The following is a 17,765-nucleotide window of genomic DNA, read 5'->3' on the forward strand; positions in this document are numbered from 1 at the left end:
GTGGGCCGGGCTGGGTCGTTCTCGGCGTGATCAAGATGCTCGGTGGCGCGCTTCTGGCCTATCTGGCGATCACGCACATGGTGCCGGTCGAACGCGCCGTCGATCCGAACCAGATGTACCTCGCGGCCTACGAGTACGTGTTCCCGAACTACGGCTGGGCGGTTGCTGCGACGGCGCTCTTCGTGGTGATCTCGCAGATCAAGATCAACGTCACCAACGCCTATGCGGGCTCGCTGGCCTGGAGCAACTTCTTCTCGCGGGTCACGCACAGCCATCCGGGCCGCGTGGTGTGGGTGGTGTTCAACGCGCTCATCGCTTTCATGCTGATGGAGATGAACGTGTTCGAGGCTTTGGGCGATGTGCTCGGGCTCTACGCCAACATCGCCATCGCCTGGATGATGGCGGTGGTCGCCGATCTGGTCATTAACAAGCCGCTCGGGCTGTCGCCGCCGGGCATCGAGTTCAAGCGCGCGCATCTGTGGGACATCAACCCGGTCGGCGTCGGTGCGATGGCGCTGGCCTCGGTGCTCTCGATCACGGCTTACCTCGGCTTTTTCGGGCCGATGGCGCAGGCGTTTTCAGCGTTGATCGCGCTCGGCACGGCGCTGGTGACCTCGCCGTTCATCGCATGGGCAACCGGCGGCAAGTACTACATCGCACGGACTTCCAACGGGAACGGTGCCGCGCTGTTCGCGCCTGCCCCCGGCGCCCGGTCGGTGCGATGGGCGCGGGTCGCCGCCGAAGTCGGAACTCGCCAGCGGCTGGCCGTGCAGCGCTGCGTGATTTGCGAGCGCGAGTACGAAGGGCCGGACATGGCGCATTGCCCGGCGTACCAAGGCGCGATCTGTTCCCTGTGCTGCACGCTCGATGCGCGTTGCGGCGACCTGTGCAAGCCGCAGGCAGGCCTGTCGGCGCAATGGTCGGCCGTCTTGCGCTGGCTGCTGCCCCAACGCAGCTGGCGCTATCTCGACACCGGGCTCGGCCACTTCCTGCTGTTGATGCTGATCATCGTGCCGCTGCTGGCGATCGTCTTCGGCGTGCTCTACACGCAGGAGCTGCGGGCGCTGGCCGAAGGCACGCTCCAGGCCATGACGCCCAACGAAACGGTGGGCGCGCAGGCGGCATTGCGATCGGGCTTTTCGAAGGTCTACATGGCACTGCTGGTGCTGGCCGGCATCGTCGCCTGGTGGCTGGTGCTGGCGCAACAGAGTCGCAAGGTGGCGCAAGAAGAATCGAACCGGCAGACGCACTTGCTGGTGCGCGAAATCGCGTTGCACCATGAAACCGACCGTGCCCTGCAAGCGGCCAAGCAGGCTGCCGACGAGGCACGCGAAATCGCGGAGCAGGCCAAGCGCGCAGCCGACCAGGCCAACCAGGCCAAGAGCCGCTACATCAGCGCCATCAGCCACGAGTTGCGCACGCCGCTCAACAGCATCCTGGGCTATGCGCAGCTGATGGGCGAAGACGCATCGGTGCCACCGCACCGACAGCAGGCGGTGGCCGTCATCAAGCGTGGCGGCGAGCATTTGCTGTCGCTGATCGAAGGCACGCTCGACATCGCCCACATCGAGGCCGGCAAGCTCACGCTGCATGCGCGGCCGATGCGCTTTGCGGACACGCTGCGCGAGCTGGCCGACATGTTCGAACTGCAGGCCGAAGAGAAGGGCCTGGCCTTCGTCTTCGAGCCCGCCGATGGCTTGCCCGAGGTGGTGCGTGCCGACGAAAAACGGGTGCGGCAGATCCTCATCAACCTGCTCGGCAACGCGATCAAGTTCACCGCCGCCGGGCAGGTCACTTTGCGGCTGGCGCATGCACGCGAGTTCGCGACCATCGAGATCGAAGACACCGGCCCGGGCATGGCAGCCGAAGACATCGAGCGCATTTTCGAGCCGTTTTCGCGGGGGGCCTCGGGTGGCAACCCGGCTATATCAGCAGGCGGCGGTGGCGGCAACGTCGGCAGCAGTTCGGCGCCGGGCGCTGGCCTCGGCCTCACCATCGCCAAGATGCTGACCGACCTGATGGGAGGCGAGATGCAGGTGCAGAGCACACCGGGCGTCGGCTCGATCTTCCGCGTTCGACTGTTCCTGCCGCGCGTGCACGAGGCGCTGGCTCGTCCGCGCCGTGCGCAGTTGCTGGCACCCGTGCCGCGTGTGCGCCGTGGCTACGAAGGCGAGCGTCGCCGGTTGCTAGTGGTCGACAACGAAGAGGCCGATCGCGAATTGCTCGTGCAGGTGCTGACGCCGCTCGGCTTCGAGTTGCGCGCGGCTGCGAGCGGCCACGATGCGCTCGACCTGCTGGCCGCTGGCTATCGGCCGGATGCGATGTTCGTCGACCTGGCGATGCCGGGTATCGATGGCTGGGAAACGATTCGCCGTGCTCGCAAGCTGGGCCTGTCGCACACCGTCATTGCCATCGTGTCCGCCAATGCGTTCGACAAGCGGCTCGACAACGACGTCGGCATCACGCCCGAAGACTTCTTCGTGAAGCCGGTGCGCCACAGCGAGTTGCTCGATTGGCTGGAGCGGCGGCTCGTTTTGGAATGGACCGCCACACCCACACCGTCAAAGCCGTCTGCAACCGGTGCCTTCGAAGCGCTGACCATGGTCCGCCCCGCACCCGAACGTTTGCGCGCTTTGGAAGAAGCCGTCGGGTTGGGTTACTTTCGCGGCATCATGAATCAGCTCGACGACATCGATGCCGAGCAGCCCGAGTGCGCTGCCTGGACCAGCGCGCAACGCGCCCTGGCGCGCCAGTTCCAGTTCGAAGCGATGGATTGCAAGTGAGCGCCGATCCGACATCCGACACGGGGACGTTTCCTGTGCCAGCCGTGCCAGCCGTGCCAGCCGCGACAGAACGCCCGCTCGCCCGCAACGCCGATCTGGTGCTGATCGTCGATGACGTGCCTGACAACCTGGCCGTGCTGCACGATGCACTCGACGAATCCGGCTACACCGTGCTGGTCGCGACCAATGGCGAAGCCGCGTTGCAGCGCGCTGCGCAGGCCCGGCCCGACATCGTGCTGCTCGACGCCATGATGCCCGGCATCGACGGCTTCGAGGTCGCGCGCCGGCTCAAGGCCGACCCGGCCACCGCGCACATTCCTATCGTCTTCATGACCGGCCTCACCGAGACGGAGCACCTGGTCGCTGCGCTCGAAGCGGGCGGTGTCGACTACGTCACCAAGCCGATCAAGCCGAAGGAAGTACTGGCGCGCATGAACGTGCATCTGCAGGGCGCACGCCGTGCGCGGCAGGCGGCGCAACAGGCTGGCCAGGCGCGCAACGCGCTCGATGCGTTTGGCTACGCGAGCATCACAGTGCGTCTGCCCGAAGGCCGGCTCATCTGGCAGACCGCTTTGGCGCGCGAACTGTTGCTGCGCTATTGCGGCACCAGCGCGCCCGAGACGCCGGCCGTGGTGCTCGACTGGTTGCGCCTGCACCTGCCGGGGACGGTCGACCGCATCGAGCCGCCTGTCCTGGCGATCGGCCCCGCGGCGCGCAGCCTCACGTTGCGGCTGCACCAGCAAACCGGCCATGACGACGACGGTGCCGAATGGATGATCATCCTGCGCGAGGTGTCCGACGTCGCCGTCATCGAGGCCATGAGCCTGAGCCTGAAGCTCACGGCGCGCGAGGCCGAAGTGCTTTATTGGGTGGTCAAGGGCAAGACCAACAAGGACATCGGCGAGATCCTCGGCAGCAGCCCGGCCACTGCCAAGAAGCATCTGGAGCGCGTGTACGTGAAGCTCGGCGTCGAGACGCGCACAGCGGCAGCGGGCGTTGCCATGAAGCGCATTCGCGAGTTGCAGCCGCACTTCGAGATTTGAGCTAAGAAGCGGAGCCAAGGATCCGAGCCTGACGCCTACGGCGCCGCGGGTGCGCAGCGTCATCGACTTGCCGTTTTGGCATCCTAGAATTTGCCGAACGCGTCCACGATGACGCCTCGACTGCGCGCCAAGACGCGGTCGATCCGGGAGGCCCGCGATGGGAACAACGAGCAGCATGAAGCGAAGCATGGCGCTGGCCGGTGCTGCTTTGCTGTGTCTGCTGGGCCTGTTGCACGCGGGCAGCGCGTTGGCTGGCGGCCATCTGGACGTCGACGATGCGGGCACGCTCGACCCCGGTCAGTGCCTCGTCGAGACATGGGGCGGGCGTTCCGGGGCGGTTCCGGTCAACGCGTTGCATGTCGGACCCACCTGCCGTGTCGGGCCGATCGAGTTGGGCGTGAATCTCGATCGCACGTCGAAACCCGGCACTTACTACGCGGGGCCACAGGTCAAGTGGACATGGTTCGGCCAGGAGGCGGATGCTCGCTTCAGCGGTGCCGTGTCGGCCAACGCTACTTTCGACCGCACCCACCACGGCAAGCCGGGACGGCAGCTGGTATTTCCTTTCACGCTGGTTGCGACCCCCAATTGGCAGATCCACGCCAACATCGGTGCCGACTGGGCGACCGTCACCGGTGAACGTACTTTCCGCCGAGGCCTTGGCACCGAGTGGGCATTGAACGAGGCGGTGTCGTTGCTCGCGGAGCGCAACCGCGCTTTCGACGCGTGGACCACACGCATCGGCGCGCGTTTCAACTTCACGCCGTTCACCAGCCTCGACGTCACGACCTCGCGCACCGGGACCGAGCATGCGCGCGGCTTCTATGTCGGGTTAAATCACGAGTTCAAGCGGCCCTGAACATGGGCCGCTCCAACCCAATTTCTGGAGACAAAAAATGAAGAAGATCGGAATGATCGGCATCGGCATGATGGGCCACGGCATCGCGAGCAACATCGTGAAGCATGGTTATCCGCTGGCCGTCCTGGAGCACGCTGGCAACCAGCCGCTCGATGCGCTGAGGGCGGCGGGCGTGACCACATACGGTAAGCCGCGCGAACTCGCAGCGGCGGTCGATATCGTCATTCTGTGCGTCACCGGATCGCCGCAGGTCGAGGCCGTCTTGATGGGCGACGATGGGGTACTGCAGGGCTTGCGCAAAGACGCGGTGATCATCGATTGCTCCACCGCGCTTCCTGCTTCAACCGAGCGATTGGCAAAGCTGGTGGCCGAAGCCGGCGGCCGCTTCATCGACTCACCGATGACCCGCACGCCCAAAGAAGCTGCCGAAGGTCGTCTCAATTTGTTGGTCGGTGGCGATGTTGCCTCGTTCGAAGAATGCAAGCCGCTGCTTGCCTGCTTCGCGGAGAACATCACGCACGCCGGCCCGGTCGGCGCCGGCCATCGCATGAAGTTGCTGCACAACTACGTCTCGCTCGGCTTTGTCGGCCTGCTGGCCGAAGCGGCTGCGTGTGCCGAACGGTCGGGCGTGGCGCCCGAGGTGCTGGTCGATGTGCTGGCAAAGGGCGGTGGTGGCGGTCTGGCCCTCGAGCGCATGAAGCCGTACATCCTGTCGCGCGATCCGTCGGGGCTGCGCTTCTTCATGTCGAACGCGGCCAAGGACATGGGCTACTACACGACGATGGCGGGCGACATCGGCGCTGCGCGCGCCATCGCGGACGGTGTGCACGAGACCTTTGAGCGCGCGCTGCGTGAGGGCGATCCGCAGGCTCTGGTGCCTGAGCTGGTCAGCTTGCTGGCGAAGAAAGGCGACGGCGCAAGCTAGCCCTCGGCCCCTTCGACCAGAAAGCGCACCCGCCGCACGCCCTGCCATTCGTCGGCATCGAGCCGAAACGCCAGCATCACCTTCGCGGGCAACGGATCGGTATGACCGAACCAGATCCCGTCGATGGGCTGCCCTTGATGGCGCAGCTTCAGCGCCAGGTGCTTTTCGCCGACGAGCCGCTGCGACAGCACCTCGACCTCCTCGCTGAAAGTCGGCGGCGCAAAGCCCTGGCCCCACACCTCGCGGTGCAACGTATCGACCAGATCGACTCGCAAATACTCGCGCGCCAATGGACCGTCGGTGTCGATCTGGCGCACCAGTGACGACGCGGCGAGCCACTCTTGCGCGACCTGTGCGATGGCTTTGGAGAAAGTCTCGAAGTGCTCGCTGGCCACCGTGCAACCCGCTGCCATGGCATGGCCGCCGAAGCGCAGCAGCACGCCTGGATGCCGCTTGGCAACAAGGTCCAATGCGTCGCGCAGATGGAAGCCAGGGATGGAGCGGCCCGAGCCTTTGAGTTCCGCTTCCTTGCCCGGCGCTGCGCTCGCTGCGAAGACGAAGGTCGGCCGATGAAATCGGTCCTTCAGACGCGACGCGACGATGCCGACCACGCCTTCATGAAACGCCGCATCGAACACGCTGATGGCCGGCGGCGGCGCCTCGCTGCTGTCGCCACTCGCATCGAACAGCGACTCGGCCAGCAGCAGTGCCTGGTCGCGCATGCCGCCCTCGATGTCGCGCCGCTCGCGGTTGATGCCGTCGAGCGTGCGTGCCAGCTCGTCGGCGCGTGCGGCGTCGTCGGTCAGCAAGCACTCTATGCCGAGCGTCATGTCGGCGAGCCGCCCGGCTGCATTGATGCGCGGGCCGAGCGCAAAGCCGAAGTCGAAGGTGGTGGCCGTGGGTGCGTTGCGACCGGACGCCTTGAACAGCGCCGCGATTCCGGCCTGCATCGAGCCGGCACGGATGCGGCGCAACCCCTGTGCCACCAGGCGGCGGTTGTTGGCATCGAGCCTGACCACGTCGGCCACGGTGCCGAGCGCGACCAGGGGCAGTAACACGTCGAGTTTCGGCTGATTCGCCAGCGTGAAGACGCCGCGCGTGCGCAGCTCGGAACGCAAGGCCAGCAGCACATAGAACATGACGCCGACGCCGGCGATGCTCTTGCTTTCGAAGTCGCAGCCGGGCTGGTTCGGGTTGACCAGCACTTCGGCCGATGGCAGCTGCGGGCCGGGCAGGTGATGGTCGGTAACGAGCACCTTGAGGCCGCGCGCCTGCGCTGCCGCAACGCCGTCGACACTGGCGATGCCGTTGTCGACGGTAATGAGCAAATCGGCGCCACGGTCGGCCACGCGCTCGGCGATGGGCGGCGTCAGGCCATAGCCGTCGATCACGCGGTCCGGTACGAGATAGCTCACGTTCTTCGCGCCGAGCAGGCGCAGACCGCGCACGGCGACTGCGCAGGCGGTCGCGCCATCGCAGTCGTAGTCGGCGACGATGCACAGGCGTTGATCGGCGGCGATGGCATCGGCCAGCAACACGGCTGCTTCGCGCGTGCCACGCAAGGTGTCGGGCGGCAGCAGGCGCGCGAGACCGTCGTCGAGTTCGTCCTTGCCGAGCACGCCGCGGGCCGCATACAAGCGCGCGAGCAGCGGATGCACGCCGGCTTGTTCGAGCACCCAGGCGCTGCGAGGCGGGATGACCCGGGCGACGATCTTCACAGCGTCGCCAGCAAGGTGGTCGCGGAAGGCCGCTCGAACAGGCCCTTGAGCCAACGCCCGAAGGTGCGTTTGTGCGTCGTGAAGCGCTTGGCTGCAAGATCGCCGCACAGCGTCAGCGTCACATCGTCGCCGCGGGTTGCAGCGGCCAGCGCTTCGGCGATCGGGCCGGCATCGAGCGCGCGCCAGGCGTCGGCCCAGGCGGCGCCGTCGTCACGCAGCGCGGCGGGCCGCAAGGTGCCGATCACGTCCGGCGCATCGACATCGAACGGCAGCAGGTTTGGCGGCAAGGCCCCGGTACCACTGAGCCAGAACGAATTGATCGGCGGTACGCCGCGGGCTGCACGATCGTCGTTCACGCGCTGGGTGTAGAGCAGCATCTGCATTTCGTTTTGCAGGCGGCGCAGCGACCTTGCATGGTCCGACAGCGGCGACCACTGCGAGATCGGCCAGCCGATGGCGCGGTCGATCGATGCCGTCGCGATGCCTTGGAACACTGCGCCGCGCGCGAGCCAGCGGCCCGGCACGGCCGACCCGCGCAATGCAATGCCGTCTTCTTCGAAGAACGGTTGCGCTGCTTTCAGCAACGCGTCGGATTCGGCCGCGTCGATCTCGATGGCGGCCGGATCGCCCAGCACCACGTCGTCGATGCCGACCTGCCAGTGACAGAGCGTGGCCCAGCCCCAGGCTTCGGCGTCGTCCGCCTCTGCGACCTTGCTGCGGCGTGCTTCAAGGGCGGCCCAAGGGATGCAGCCATCTTCAGACGCCAGGCCGAGCGCTTGTGCCAGCGCGCGTTCGTGCGGCGGCGAGCGGGTGGTGTCTGCCTGTGTGTCGTCGTCGGCGAGCGTCGCGCGGGCTAGCAAAGCTTCGAGGTTAGGCAGGCGCAAGCCGGTGAGCGCGGCGATGCAGGCGGGCGAGTTGCGTCCGGCATAGGGAATGAGCCAATGGCGGGGCGCGGCGGAAGAAGCTGGAGAGGCGGTGGCAACCATGGGCCTATTGTCCGGGATGCCACAATCGCCGGCCTATGCCCATCCCCTATGAACTGCAACTTGGCTGGCGCTATACGCGCGCAGGCCGGGCGACGCGGCGCAACGGCTTCATCTCCTTCATTTCCGGCGTGTCGATGCTCGGCATCGCGCTCGGCGTGGCCGCCCTGATCATCGTGCTCAGCGTAATGAACGGCTTCCAGAAAGAAGTGACCGACCGCATGCTTGGCGTGATCTCGCACATCGAGATCACTTCGCGCGACGGGCAAGCGCTGGCAGACATCGACGCCATCGCCGCTGCTGCGCGCAAGAACCCGGAAGTGATCGGCGTGGCACCGTTCATCGCCTCGCAAGCGCTCATCGCGCGCGGTGAGGACATGAAAGGCACGCTGATTCGTGGCATCGATCCCAAGCTCGAGCCGCAAGTTACCGACATCTCGATGACCGCGCAAAAAGGCGCGCTCGACAAGCTGGTGCCTGGCCAGTTCGGCGTGGTGCTCGGCATCGAACTCGCGCGCTCGCTCTACGTGCGCGATGGCGACCAGGTCACGCTGATCGCACCGGGCGGCCAGGTCACGCCGGCCGGCGTCGTGCCCAGGCTGAAACAGTTCACAGTGGTCGGCACATTCGATTCGGGTCATTACGAATACGACTCGGCGCTGGCGATGATCCATGAAGAAGACGCGCAGCGCGTGTTTCGCCTCGACGGCCCGAGCGGCCTGCGCATCAAGCTGAAAGACCTGCACCAGGCGCGCGAGGTGGCCGATGAGCTTGCCGCCACGTTGCCGGGTTCGTTTTTGATCAAGGACTGGACGCGCCAGAACAAGACGTGGTTTGCTGCGGTGCAGGTCGAGAAACGCATGATGTTCATCATCCTGACGCTGATCGTCGCGGTCGCGGCCTTCAACCTGGTGTCGACTCTGGTGATGACAGTGACCGACAAGCGCGCCGACATCGCCATCTTGCGAACACTGGGCGCCAGCCCGAAAAGCATCATGGCAATTTTCGTGGTGCAGGGTGCGATGGTCGGCGTCATCGGGACCGTGCTCGGCCTCGTGCTGGGGCTGGGCGTGGCTTACAACATCGACGTGATCGTGCCGGCCATCGAGCACGCACTGCACACCAGCTTTCTGCCGCAAGACATCTACCTGATCAGCAAGATGCCGAGCGATCCGCAGCAGAGCGACATCATGCCGATCGCCATCATTTCGCTGGTGCTCTCCTTCGCAGCGACGCTGTATCCGAGCTGGCGCGCCAGCCGCGTGAACCCCGCCGAGGCGCTGCGCTATGAGTGAAGTTGCATCGTCGAAGGTGGTCCTCAAGGCACGCGGCCTTACCAAGCGTTTCCACGAAGGCCGGCTCGACCTGACAGTGCTGCACGGCGTCGACCTCGACGTGCGCGCCGGCGAAACGTTGGCCATCGTCGGTGCGTCGGGCTCGGGCAAGAGCACCCTGCTGCACCTGATGGGCGGCCTCGACGCGCCGACGGCGGGCAGCGTCGAACTGCTTGGCAAGAACATCGCCACGGTCGATGCGGCGGAGCAGGGTCGCATGCGCAATCTGCACCTCGGCTTCGTCTACCAGTTCCATCACCTGCTGCCGGAATTCAGCGCGCTCGACAACGTTGCGATGCCGCTCAAGATCCGGCGCGCCGATCCGGCCGAAGCCGCGCGCGCCGCGACCGCGATGCTCACCAGTGTCGGACTCGCCGAGCGGCTGCAGCATCGCCCGGCCGAGTTGTCGGGCGGCGAGCGTCAGCGCGTGGCGATCGCGCGCGCGCTGGTCACGCAGCCGGCCTGCGTGCTGGCCGACGAACCGACCGGCAACCTCGATCGCGCGACCGCCGACGGCGTCTTCGCGCTCATGCTCGAACTGGCGCGGCTGCACGGCACGGCCTTTGTCATGGTCACCCACGACGAGACGCTGGCAACGCGCTGCGACCGCGTGTTGCGCCTCGTGGCTGGCCGTCTGGCCGACTGACGCAGCCAGTCTGCGTGACGGCAGCGGCTCGATGCCGCTATTTCGCTTTCTCACTGGCTTTTACTTCGGCTTGTAAGCCACCACGTCGATCTCGACCTTCGCGTCGACCATGAGCCGTGCTTCCGTGGTCGAACGGGCCGGCCGGCCTTCCGCACTGAAGTAGCCCATGTAGATACGGTTGAAGGCACCGAAATCGCGCGCGTCCTGCAGCCAAACCGTGCTTTTGCAGACGTCGTCGAGCGTCGCGCCGGCCAGCGCGAGCACCGACTTCAGGTTTTCCATGACCTGCCGCGTTTGCGCTTCGATGCCGCCGACCACGATCTCGCCGTTGCTGTCGGCGGGCACCTGGCCCGACACATAGATGAAGTCGCCCGCGCGCACAGCCGGGGAGAAAGGGCGGACCTGGCGGTCGGAGGCGGTGGGCGATCCACCGAGGTATTCGAGGGGCATGAAAGACTCCTGCGGACGGGCCGCTGTGGTTTAGTTTTGAAATTCTATTTCAGTAAAAGGTCCAACATAGAGGGTTTTCCCGAGTGATTTGGCACGTTTGATGCTTCAAAGTCGAGCTAGTGCGAAAGTAAATTTCACAAATCCTGAAGCGAAGGAGTTTCAATGCGAGCCACCAACCTAGCCAAATCTGTCCTGAAACATGCGATCGGCAGGGGCGCCTTGCTGGCGGCGCTGGCCGTCGCAGTGACTGTGGGAGCGCCCGCAGCACTGGCGCAAGCGCCGCGCAACTACGCCACGCTGGCGATGGTGGCCGAGCCGCAAACGCTCGACCCGATGGCATCGACCGCCGACCTGGTCGCGACCATCATGCAGCACGTGTTCGAGCCGCTCTACACCTTCGACGCCAAGTGGAACGTGGTGCCGATGCTCGCCGAGTCGATGCCCAAAATCTCGGCCGACGGCAAGAGCTACTCGATCACTTTGCGCAAGGGCGTGATGCTGCACAACGGCCGCGAACTGAACGCCGACGACGTGGTCGCCAGCCTGCAGCGCTGGATCGAGCAGTCGCCACGCGGCAAGGCAGTGGGCGCGCAGATCGAGAGCCTCAAGGCCAAGGGCGCGCTCGGCGTCGACATCGTGTTGAAAGCGCCGTATGCGCCGCTGGTGTCGCAGCTCGCATTGCCGAGCGGCATGGCCGCCATCATGGCCAAGGAGTCGATCGCGCAGCCGCTGAAAGACTTCGTCGGCACCGGTCCGTACAAGTTCAAGGAGCGTCAGCCCGACCGCTTCGTCATCCTGACGCGCTTCGACAAATACAGCGCGCGCAAAGAGCCGGCCAACGGCTATGGCGGCAAGCGCGAGGCGCTCATCGAAGAGCTGCGCTTCGTGCCCGTACCCAACGCGAGCACGCGGGTCGAAGGCGCGCTGGCGGCTCAATACGACTTCGCCGATCTGCTGCCGGTCGAGGCACTGACGCGGCTTGAAAAGTCGGGCGGCAAAACCGTACCCATCCTCACGCCATCGTTCGGCTTCCCGTACCTGGTTTTCAACACCAAGGAAGGCGTACTGGCCAACCAGGCGATGCGCCAGGCTGTGCAAACCGGCATGGGCGAGGGCGAGATGCTGGCCGCTGGCTTCGGCGATACGCGCTTCTTCATTGCAGAGGGCAATCACTTCCCGAAGGGCTCGCCCTTCTACTCGACCAGCGGCACCGAGCTGTACAACCAGCGCAATGGCCCGAAAGCCAAAGAAGCAGCGGTCAAGGCTGGCTACAAAGGCGAGCCGATTCGCCTGATGGCCAGCCGCCAGTACGACTTTCACTACAACATGGCCTTGCTGATGGCCGAGCAGTTGAAGAAGGCCGGCTTCAAGGTCGAACTCAACATCGTCGATTGGGCAACGCTCGTGCAGCGCCGCAACGATCCGAAGTTGTGGGACATCTATGTGACGCATTCGGGCCAGTTTCCCGAGCCGATGCTGTCGCCGCCGCAGTTGGGTGACGGCGCGCCCGGCTGGTGGGACACGCCCGCCAAAAAGGCCGCGCTGCAGGCCTTCAACGTCGAGAGCGATCCTGCCAAGCGCGGTGCGCTGTGGGGCAAGGTCCAGCAGGTCGTCTACGACGAAGTGCCGTACGTGAACGTTGGCAAGTTCAATGGCCTGTCGGCCAGGAGCCCGGCGCTCGACAACTACCAGCCCGCGACCTGGCCGTTCTTCTGGAATGCGAAGATCAAGTGAGCGTCTTGCGATGTACCGCTACCTCGCTTCACGCCTCGCGGGCATGTTGATCGTGCTCGCCATCGTGGCGGTGCTGGTGTTCATCCTGACGCGCGCCGCCTCCGGCGACCCGGTGTCGGTGCTGCTCGGCGACCAGGCCACCGCCGCCGACATCGCCCGCGTGCAAAAGGAATACGGCCTGGACAAGCCGCTGCCCGTGCAGTTCGGCTACTGGCTGCGCGAGGTGCTGCAAGGCAACCTCGGCCAGTCGATTTTCCTGCAGCGGCCGGTGACGCAGGCACTGTGGGAGCGGGCCGAACCGACCACGCTGTTGTCGTTGATGGCAGTCGCCATCGCGGCGCTGATCGGCTTGCCGTGCGGCATCGTCTCGGCGGTGTTTCGCGGGCGCTGGATCGACCAGTTCTTCACCGGCATCGCGATGCTGGGCGCGAGCATTCCGAGCTTCTGGCTCGGCATCGTGCTGATCCAGATCTTCGCGGTGTCGTTCGGCTGGTTTCCGGTGTCGGGCTATGGCGCGCCCGGTGCGCCGCTGCTCGAACGGCTGCATTCACTGATCCTCCCCGCGGCCGTGCTGGGCCTGCTCAACTCGGCGCTCATCATCCGCTTCACGCGGGCATCGATGCTCGATGTGCTGGGTGAAGACTACGTGCGAACGGCGCGCTCCAAAGGCCTGTCGGAAAGCACTGTCGTGTTGAAGCACGCGCTGCGCAATGCCTTGGTGCCGATCGTCACCGTACTCGGCCTGACCGCTGCCTTGATGATCGGCGGCGCCGTCGTGACCGAGACCGTGTTCGGCCTGCCGGGCGTGGGCAGCCTGGTCGTCAATGCGGTGCTGCGGCGCGACTACCCGGTGATCCAGGGCGCGCTGCTGGTGATCGCTGCGATCTACGTGCTCATCAATTTCTCGATCGATCTGTTGTACGTCGCAGTCGATCCGCGCGTCAAACTCTGAGCGCGCAAGCCGACACACGGAACGCACAGTCATGCAGCTCCCGAGAACACTCCGCCAGCTGATGCATCGCCGCACGGTGATGATCTCCGCACTGGTTCTGCTGGTGATCGCCGTCATGGCGATCGGCGCGCCATGGTTCGCGTCGTTCGACCCCAACGACACCGCCGTGCTGGACCGCCTGAAGCCACCGAGCGCGGAGCACCTGATGGGCACCGACGAACTGGGTCGCGACATGTACGCGCGCATCGTTCATGGTGCGCGTTACTCGCTCACCATCGCGGCACTGACGGCTTTTGGCTCGGTTGTCTTCGGCACCGCGCTGGGGCTCGTCGCCGGCTTTTTCCGTCGGCTCGATGCACCGATCATGCGAGTCGTCGACGCCATGATGTCGTTCCCCGACATCCTGCTCGCCATCGCGCTGGTCGCCATCTTGGGCGCTTCGTTAAGCAACGTGGTGCTGGCGCTGGTGCTGGTCTACACGCCACGCGTCGCGCGGGTCGTGCGTGCATCGACGTTGGTGGTTCGCGAGTTGTTGTTCGTCGAAGCCGTGCGTGCACTCGGCGTGCGAACCTCGCGCATCCTGTGGCGCCACATCCTGCCCAACCTGATGTCGCCGATCCTCGTGCAGGTGTCGTTCATCTTCGCGTACGCCATCCTCGCGGAAGCCGGCCTGTCGTTCCTCGGCGTCGGCGTACCCCCCGACATCCCGACCTGGGGAACGATGGTCGCGGGGAGCCAGCAATATGCCGACCGCGCGTTCTGGGTCGTGCTGTTTCCGGGGCTGGCGATCATCTTCACTGCGCTGTCTTTGCAGCTGCTTGGTGATGGTGTGCGTGATCTGTTGGATCCAAAGCTGAAGAAGGCGGCATGAATGGAAAGCCGTCTGCAAACAACATTGTTCAGGGGGAAACGGGATCGCACCGACGGCGTACTCCCTCGGCGCGAATCGACGAATGCTTCCGAAACCATAACTGGAGCACCTGACATGACCACCGCTCCCCGCCTCACAGTCAAGAACCTCAGCACCAGCTTTCCCACTGAAGACGGCCTGGTTCGCTCGGTGGCCGACGTCCGCTTCTCGATCCAACCCGGCAAGACCACTGCATTGGTTGGCGAGTCGGGTTCAGGCAAGTCGGTCACCAGCCTCACCCTCATGCGCCTGCTCCCCAAGACCGCCAACGCACAGGTCGCCGGAGAAACAGCATTTGCGACACGCGACGGCCGTACCGTCGACTTGCTGAAGCTCCCAGAGACCGATATGCGACGCCTCCGCGGCAACGAGCTGTCGATGATTTTTCAGGAGCCGATGACCAGCCTCAACCCGGTGTTCACCATCGGCGAGCAGATCGCAGAAAGCGTTCGGTTGCACAAGGGCCTCGACCGCAAAGCGGCGCTGGCCCACGCATTGCGCATGCTCGAACTGGTCGAGATTCCGGCTGCATCGCAGCGGCTGTACGAGTACCCGCATCAACTGTCGGGCGGCATGCGGCAGCGCGTGATGATCGCGCTGGCGATGGCGTGCGACCCGACATTGCTGATCGCCGATGAGCCGACCACCGCACTCGACGTGACCATCCAGGCTCAGATCCTCGCGCTGATGCGACGGCTGCAGGCGGAAACCGGCATGAGCATTCTGTTCATCACGCACAACCTCGGCGTGGTCGCGCACCATGCGGACGATGTGGTCGTGATGTATGCCGGCCGGGTGGTCGAGCATGCGCCGGTGCGGCCGATGTTCGCTGCGCCGGAGCATCCGTACACGCAAGGAGTGCTGGCCTGCTTGCCGGGCAAGGCAGCGCGCGCCGGACAGCCGCGACCCAAGCGCTTGTTCGCGATTCGCGGGCAGGTGTCGAGCCCGTTGGCACCGCCGCCGGGTTGCGCTTTCGAGCCGCGTTGCGACCTGGCGATCGACGCTTGCCGCGCCGCGATGCCGCCATTGATCAGCACGCAGGCTGACCGCGAGGCGCGTTGCATCCGTGTGCTGGAGCACGTCGATTTGACTGGGGCTGCAACCGAAGTTTCCGAGCTGGGGGCGGCATGAGCGCGATCATGGAAGAGCCTCTCATCGAGGTGCGCAACCTCAAGAAATACTTCGGCACCGGCGCGCGTCCGGTGCGCGCCGTCGACGATGTTTCGTTCGCCATCAAGCAAGGCGAAACACTGGGTCTCGTCGGTGAATCCGGCTCGGGAAAAAGCACCATCGGTCGCACCTTGTTGCGACTGGTGGAGCGTACCGATGGCGAGGTGCTGTACCGCGGCCAGGACGTCGGCAAGCTGTCGGGAGGTGACATGCGCCGCCTGCGAAGCAAGCTGCAGATCATTTTTCAGGATCCGTATGCGAGCCTGAATCCGAAGATGCGTATCAGCGCAATCCTCGGCGAAGCGCTTGCCACGCATGGGCTGCACAAAGGTGCCGCTGCGCGCGACAAGCGCATCGCCGAGCTGCTTGAAACGGTGGGCCTCCGCGCTGAACATGCCAGCCGGTTTCCGCACGAATTTTCGGGCGGCCAGCGGCAGCGCATCGGCGTGGCGCGTGCGCTAGCGGTCGAGCCTGAGTTCATCGTCGCCGACGAGCCGTTGTCGGCGCTGGACGTGTCGATCCAGGCGCAGGTCATTAACCTGCTGGCCGACCTGCGTGAGCGCCTGTCGCTCACCATGCTCTTCATTTCGCACGACCTCGATGTGGTCGAGTACCTGTGCGACCGCGTGGTGGTGCTCTACCTCGGCAAGGTGATGGAAGTGGCGACGACCACCGAACTGTTCGAGCGACCATTTCATCCGTACACCCAAGCGCTGCTGGCTGCGAGCCCGAAGCCCGATCCGCTGCAGCCGAGCGAGCATGTGGCGTTGAAGGGCGATATTCCGAGTCCGATCGCGCCGCCTTCGGGCTGCGTGTTTCGCACCCGTTGCCCACAGGCTATCGAAGCGTGTGCGCAAACCGTACCGCCGCTGGAAGAGCTGGCGCCCGGTCATTTTTCTGCCTGCATCCGCAAGGATCTGCTGGGCGCAATCGATTCGAGACTGACGACATGAATTCATCGAACAACGACCTGCTCGACCCGTTGCTACACAGCGGCTTCAAGGGCTACCCGCGCACGCAGCCACCGCTGCTGCGCAGCGACATCGGCGCTGCGCAATGGAACGTGCTCGCCGGCGATCTGCCGCTGCCGCTGGCTGTCCTGAAACGCGAAGCGCTGGAGCACAACCTTGCCTGGATGCAGGCCCGTGTGCGCGAGTGGGGCGTCGATCTGGCGCCGCATGGCAAGACGACGATGTCGCCGCAGTTGTTTCAGCGCCAGCTCGATGCCGGTGCCTGGGGCATGACCTTTGCAACCGTCACGCAACTGGCCGTCGGCGTCGCGGCGGGCGCGCGGCGCACGCTCATCGCGAACCAGGTGGTGAGCGACGAAGACCTCGGCGGCATTCAACAGCTGTTGCGCACCCACGAAGGGCTGCGGATCGTGTTCCTGCTCGACTCGGTGGCGCAACTCGATCTCATCGAAGCTTGGTCGCACGCACATCAGGAGCATCTGCCCTTCGAGCTGATGATCGAGATCGGTGTCGACGGTGGCCGCACCGGATGCCGCACGCACGAGCAGGCCACCACGCTGGCCGAGCGTTGCAAGGCAAGCCCGGCCGTGAAACTGGTCGGCATCGAATGCTACGAAGGGCAGGGCGCCACCGGCGAGACGGGCCCAGACACCGCGTACACCGACACGATCATGGGCCGCGTCGAAGCGGTCGCACGCCACTGCGAAACGCACGGACTCTTCGAGACCGACGAAGTGCTGGTGTCGGCCGGCGGCTCCGCCATCTACGACCTCGTTGCCGCACGACTCAAGCCGGCGCTCGGCATGCCGGTGCGCGGCCTGCTGCGCTCGGGCTGCTACGTCACGCACGACCACGGCACCTACCAGCGCTTTCAGGTGTCGATCGATGCCCGTCTCGGTTGCGACTGCGGCGACAGCCTTCGCCCGGCGATGGAGGTGTGGACCACTGTGCAGTCGTGCCCCGAACCACGCCTCGCCATCGTCGCGATGGGCAAGCGCGATGTGTCGTTCGACCTGTCGATGCCGACACCCATCGCGCGTGCGTTGCTTGGCGCGCAGGCCACATCGACGGTACCGGCCAGCTGGCACATCAGCGCGTTGAACGACCAGCACGGCTACCTGCGCTGGACCGCAGCCGACGATGCACTGGCGCCGGTCGTCGGCGAGCGCATCGGCTTCGGTATCTCTCATCCATGCACGACGTTCGACAAATGGCACTGGATGCCGATCGTGGAGGACGACTACCGCGTGAGCGATGCGGTGTCGATCAACTTTTGAGCATGGCAAG

15 protein-coding genes are annotated in these 17,765 nt (G+C 65.3%); 12 read left to right on the plus strand and 3 right to left on the minus strand.

All coding sequences use genetic code 11. From position 1 onward, the window contains the following. The 4 genes from QN397_RS10625 to QN397_RS10640 all read left to right on the plus strand — a co-directional run. The coding region (locus QN397_RS10625) for an ATP-binding protein (RefSeq protein WP_323500854.1) at positions 1-2,783 on the plus strand (2,783 nt) is incomplete at its 5' end. A gap of 44 nt (positions 2,784-2,827) precedes the next feature. Further along, the gene (locus tag QN397_RS10630) at positions 2,828-3,826 is read left to right on the plus strand and encodes a response regulator transcription factor (protein ID WP_323497696.1); all 999 of its coding nucleotides are present in this window, start codon (positions 2,828-2,830) and stop codon (positions 3,824-3,826) included. A 175-nt stretch (positions 3,827-4,001) separates the two neighbouring features. Further along, positions 4,002-4,685 (plus strand): hypothetical protein, encoded by a 684-nt coding sequence (locus QN397_RS10635; RefSeq protein ID WP_323500855.1) that lies wholly within the window; start codon positions 4,002-4,004, stop codon positions 4,683-4,685. Between the two features lie 37 nt (positions 4,686-4,722). After that, entirely contained in the window at positions 4,723-5,610 is an 888-nt protein-coding gene (locus QN397_RS10640) for an NAD(P)-dependent oxidoreductase (protein WP_323497688.1), read from the plus strand. Here the strand turns inward: QN397_RS10640 and recJ are convergent. Then, complete coding sequence (recJ, locus tag QN397_RS10645) at positions 5,607-7,328, minus strand: single-stranded-DNA-specific exonuclease RecJ (RefSeq protein WP_323497687.1); 1,722 nt, start codon at positions 7,326-7,328, stop codon at positions 5,607-5,609. The genes QN397_RS10640 and recJ overlap by 4 nt on opposite strands. Continuing rightward, complete coding sequence (locus QN397_RS10650; RefSeq protein WP_323497686.1) at positions 7,325-8,314, minus strand: hypothetical protein; 990 nt, start codon at positions 8,312-8,314, stop codon at positions 7,325-7,327. The genes recJ and QN397_RS10650 overlap by 4 nt, the downstream gene beginning before the upstream one ends. Positions 8,315-8,349: 35 nt before the next feature. Between QN397_RS10650 and QN397_RS10655 the strand changes: the two genes are divergently transcribed. Further along, positions 8,350-9,606, plus strand: a complete 1,257-nt coding sequence (locus QN397_RS10655; RefSeq protein WP_323497685.1) for a lipoprotein-releasing ABC transporter permease subunit — start codon at positions 8,350-8,352, stop codon at positions 9,604-9,606. Next, on the plus strand, positions 9,599-10,291 hold the full coding sequence (lolD, locus tag QN397_RS10660) for a lipoprotein-releasing ABC transporter ATP-binding protein LolD (protein ID WP_323497684.1): 693 nt from the start codon (positions 9,599-9,601) through the stop codon (positions 10,289-10,291). Before QN397_RS10655 ends, lolD begins: the two co-directional genes overlap by 8 nt. Positions 10,292-10,351: 60 nt before the next feature. Here lolD and QN397_RS10665 read toward each other — a convergent pair whose 3' ends face one another. Next, entirely contained in the window at positions 10,352-10,741 is a 390-nt protein-coding gene (locus tag QN397_RS10665) for a RidA family protein (protein WP_187052869.1), read from the minus strand. A gap of 162 nt (positions 10,742-10,903) precedes the next feature. Between QN397_RS10665 and QN397_RS10670 the strand changes: the two genes are divergently transcribed. From QN397_RS10670 to QN397_RS10695, 6 genes are all read left to right on the plus strand, one after another. Continuing rightward, positions 10,904-12,475: an ABC transporter substrate-binding protein gene (locus QN397_RS10670; protein WP_323497683.1), complete on the plus strand. Its 1,572-nt coding sequence runs from the start codon at positions 10,904-10,906 to the stop codon at positions 12,473-12,475. A 10-nt stretch (positions 12,476-12,485) separates the two neighbouring features. Further along, positions 12,486-13,427 carry an ABC transporter permease gene (locus tag QN397_RS10675; RefSeq protein WP_187052867.1) on the plus strand — a complete coding sequence of 314 codons (942 nt, stop codon included), beginning with the start codon at positions 12,486-12,488 and terminating at the stop codon, positions 13,425-13,427. Between the two features lie 31 nt (positions 13,428-13,458). Beyond that, the gene (locus QN397_RS10680) at positions 13,459-14,298 is read left to right on the plus strand and encodes an ABC transporter permease (RefSeq protein ID WP_323497682.1); all 840 of its coding nucleotides are present in this window, start codon (positions 13,459-13,461) and stop codon (positions 14,296-14,298) included. 114 nt (positions 14,299-14,412) lie between these two features. Further along, positions 14,413-15,468 carry an ABC transporter ATP-binding protein gene (locus QN397_RS10685; RefSeq protein ID WP_323500856.1) on the plus strand — a complete coding sequence of 352 codons (1,056 nt, stop codon included), beginning with the start codon at positions 14,413-14,415 and terminating at the stop codon, positions 15,466-15,468. Positions 15,469-15,476: 8 nt separating this feature from the next. Then, positions 15,477-16,460, plus strand: coding sequence for an ABC transporter ATP-binding protein (locus QN397_RS10690; RefSeq protein WP_323497680.1), 984 nt, complete (start codon positions 15,477-15,479; stop codon positions 16,458-16,460). Then, positions 16,457-17,755: an amino acid deaminase gene (locus tag QN397_RS10695; RefSeq protein WP_323497679.1), complete on the plus strand. Its 1,299-nt coding sequence runs from the start codon at positions 16,457-16,459 to the stop codon at positions 17,753-17,755. Before QN397_RS10690 ends, QN397_RS10695 begins: the two co-directional genes overlap by 4 nt. The last annotated feature ends 10 nt before the right edge of the window (positions 17,756-17,765 follow it).

The organism is Variovorax sp. RTB1, from assembly GCF_035018765.1.
GTDB lineage: Bacteria > Pseudomonadota > Gammaproteobacteria > Burkholderiales > Burkholderiaceae_C > Variovorax.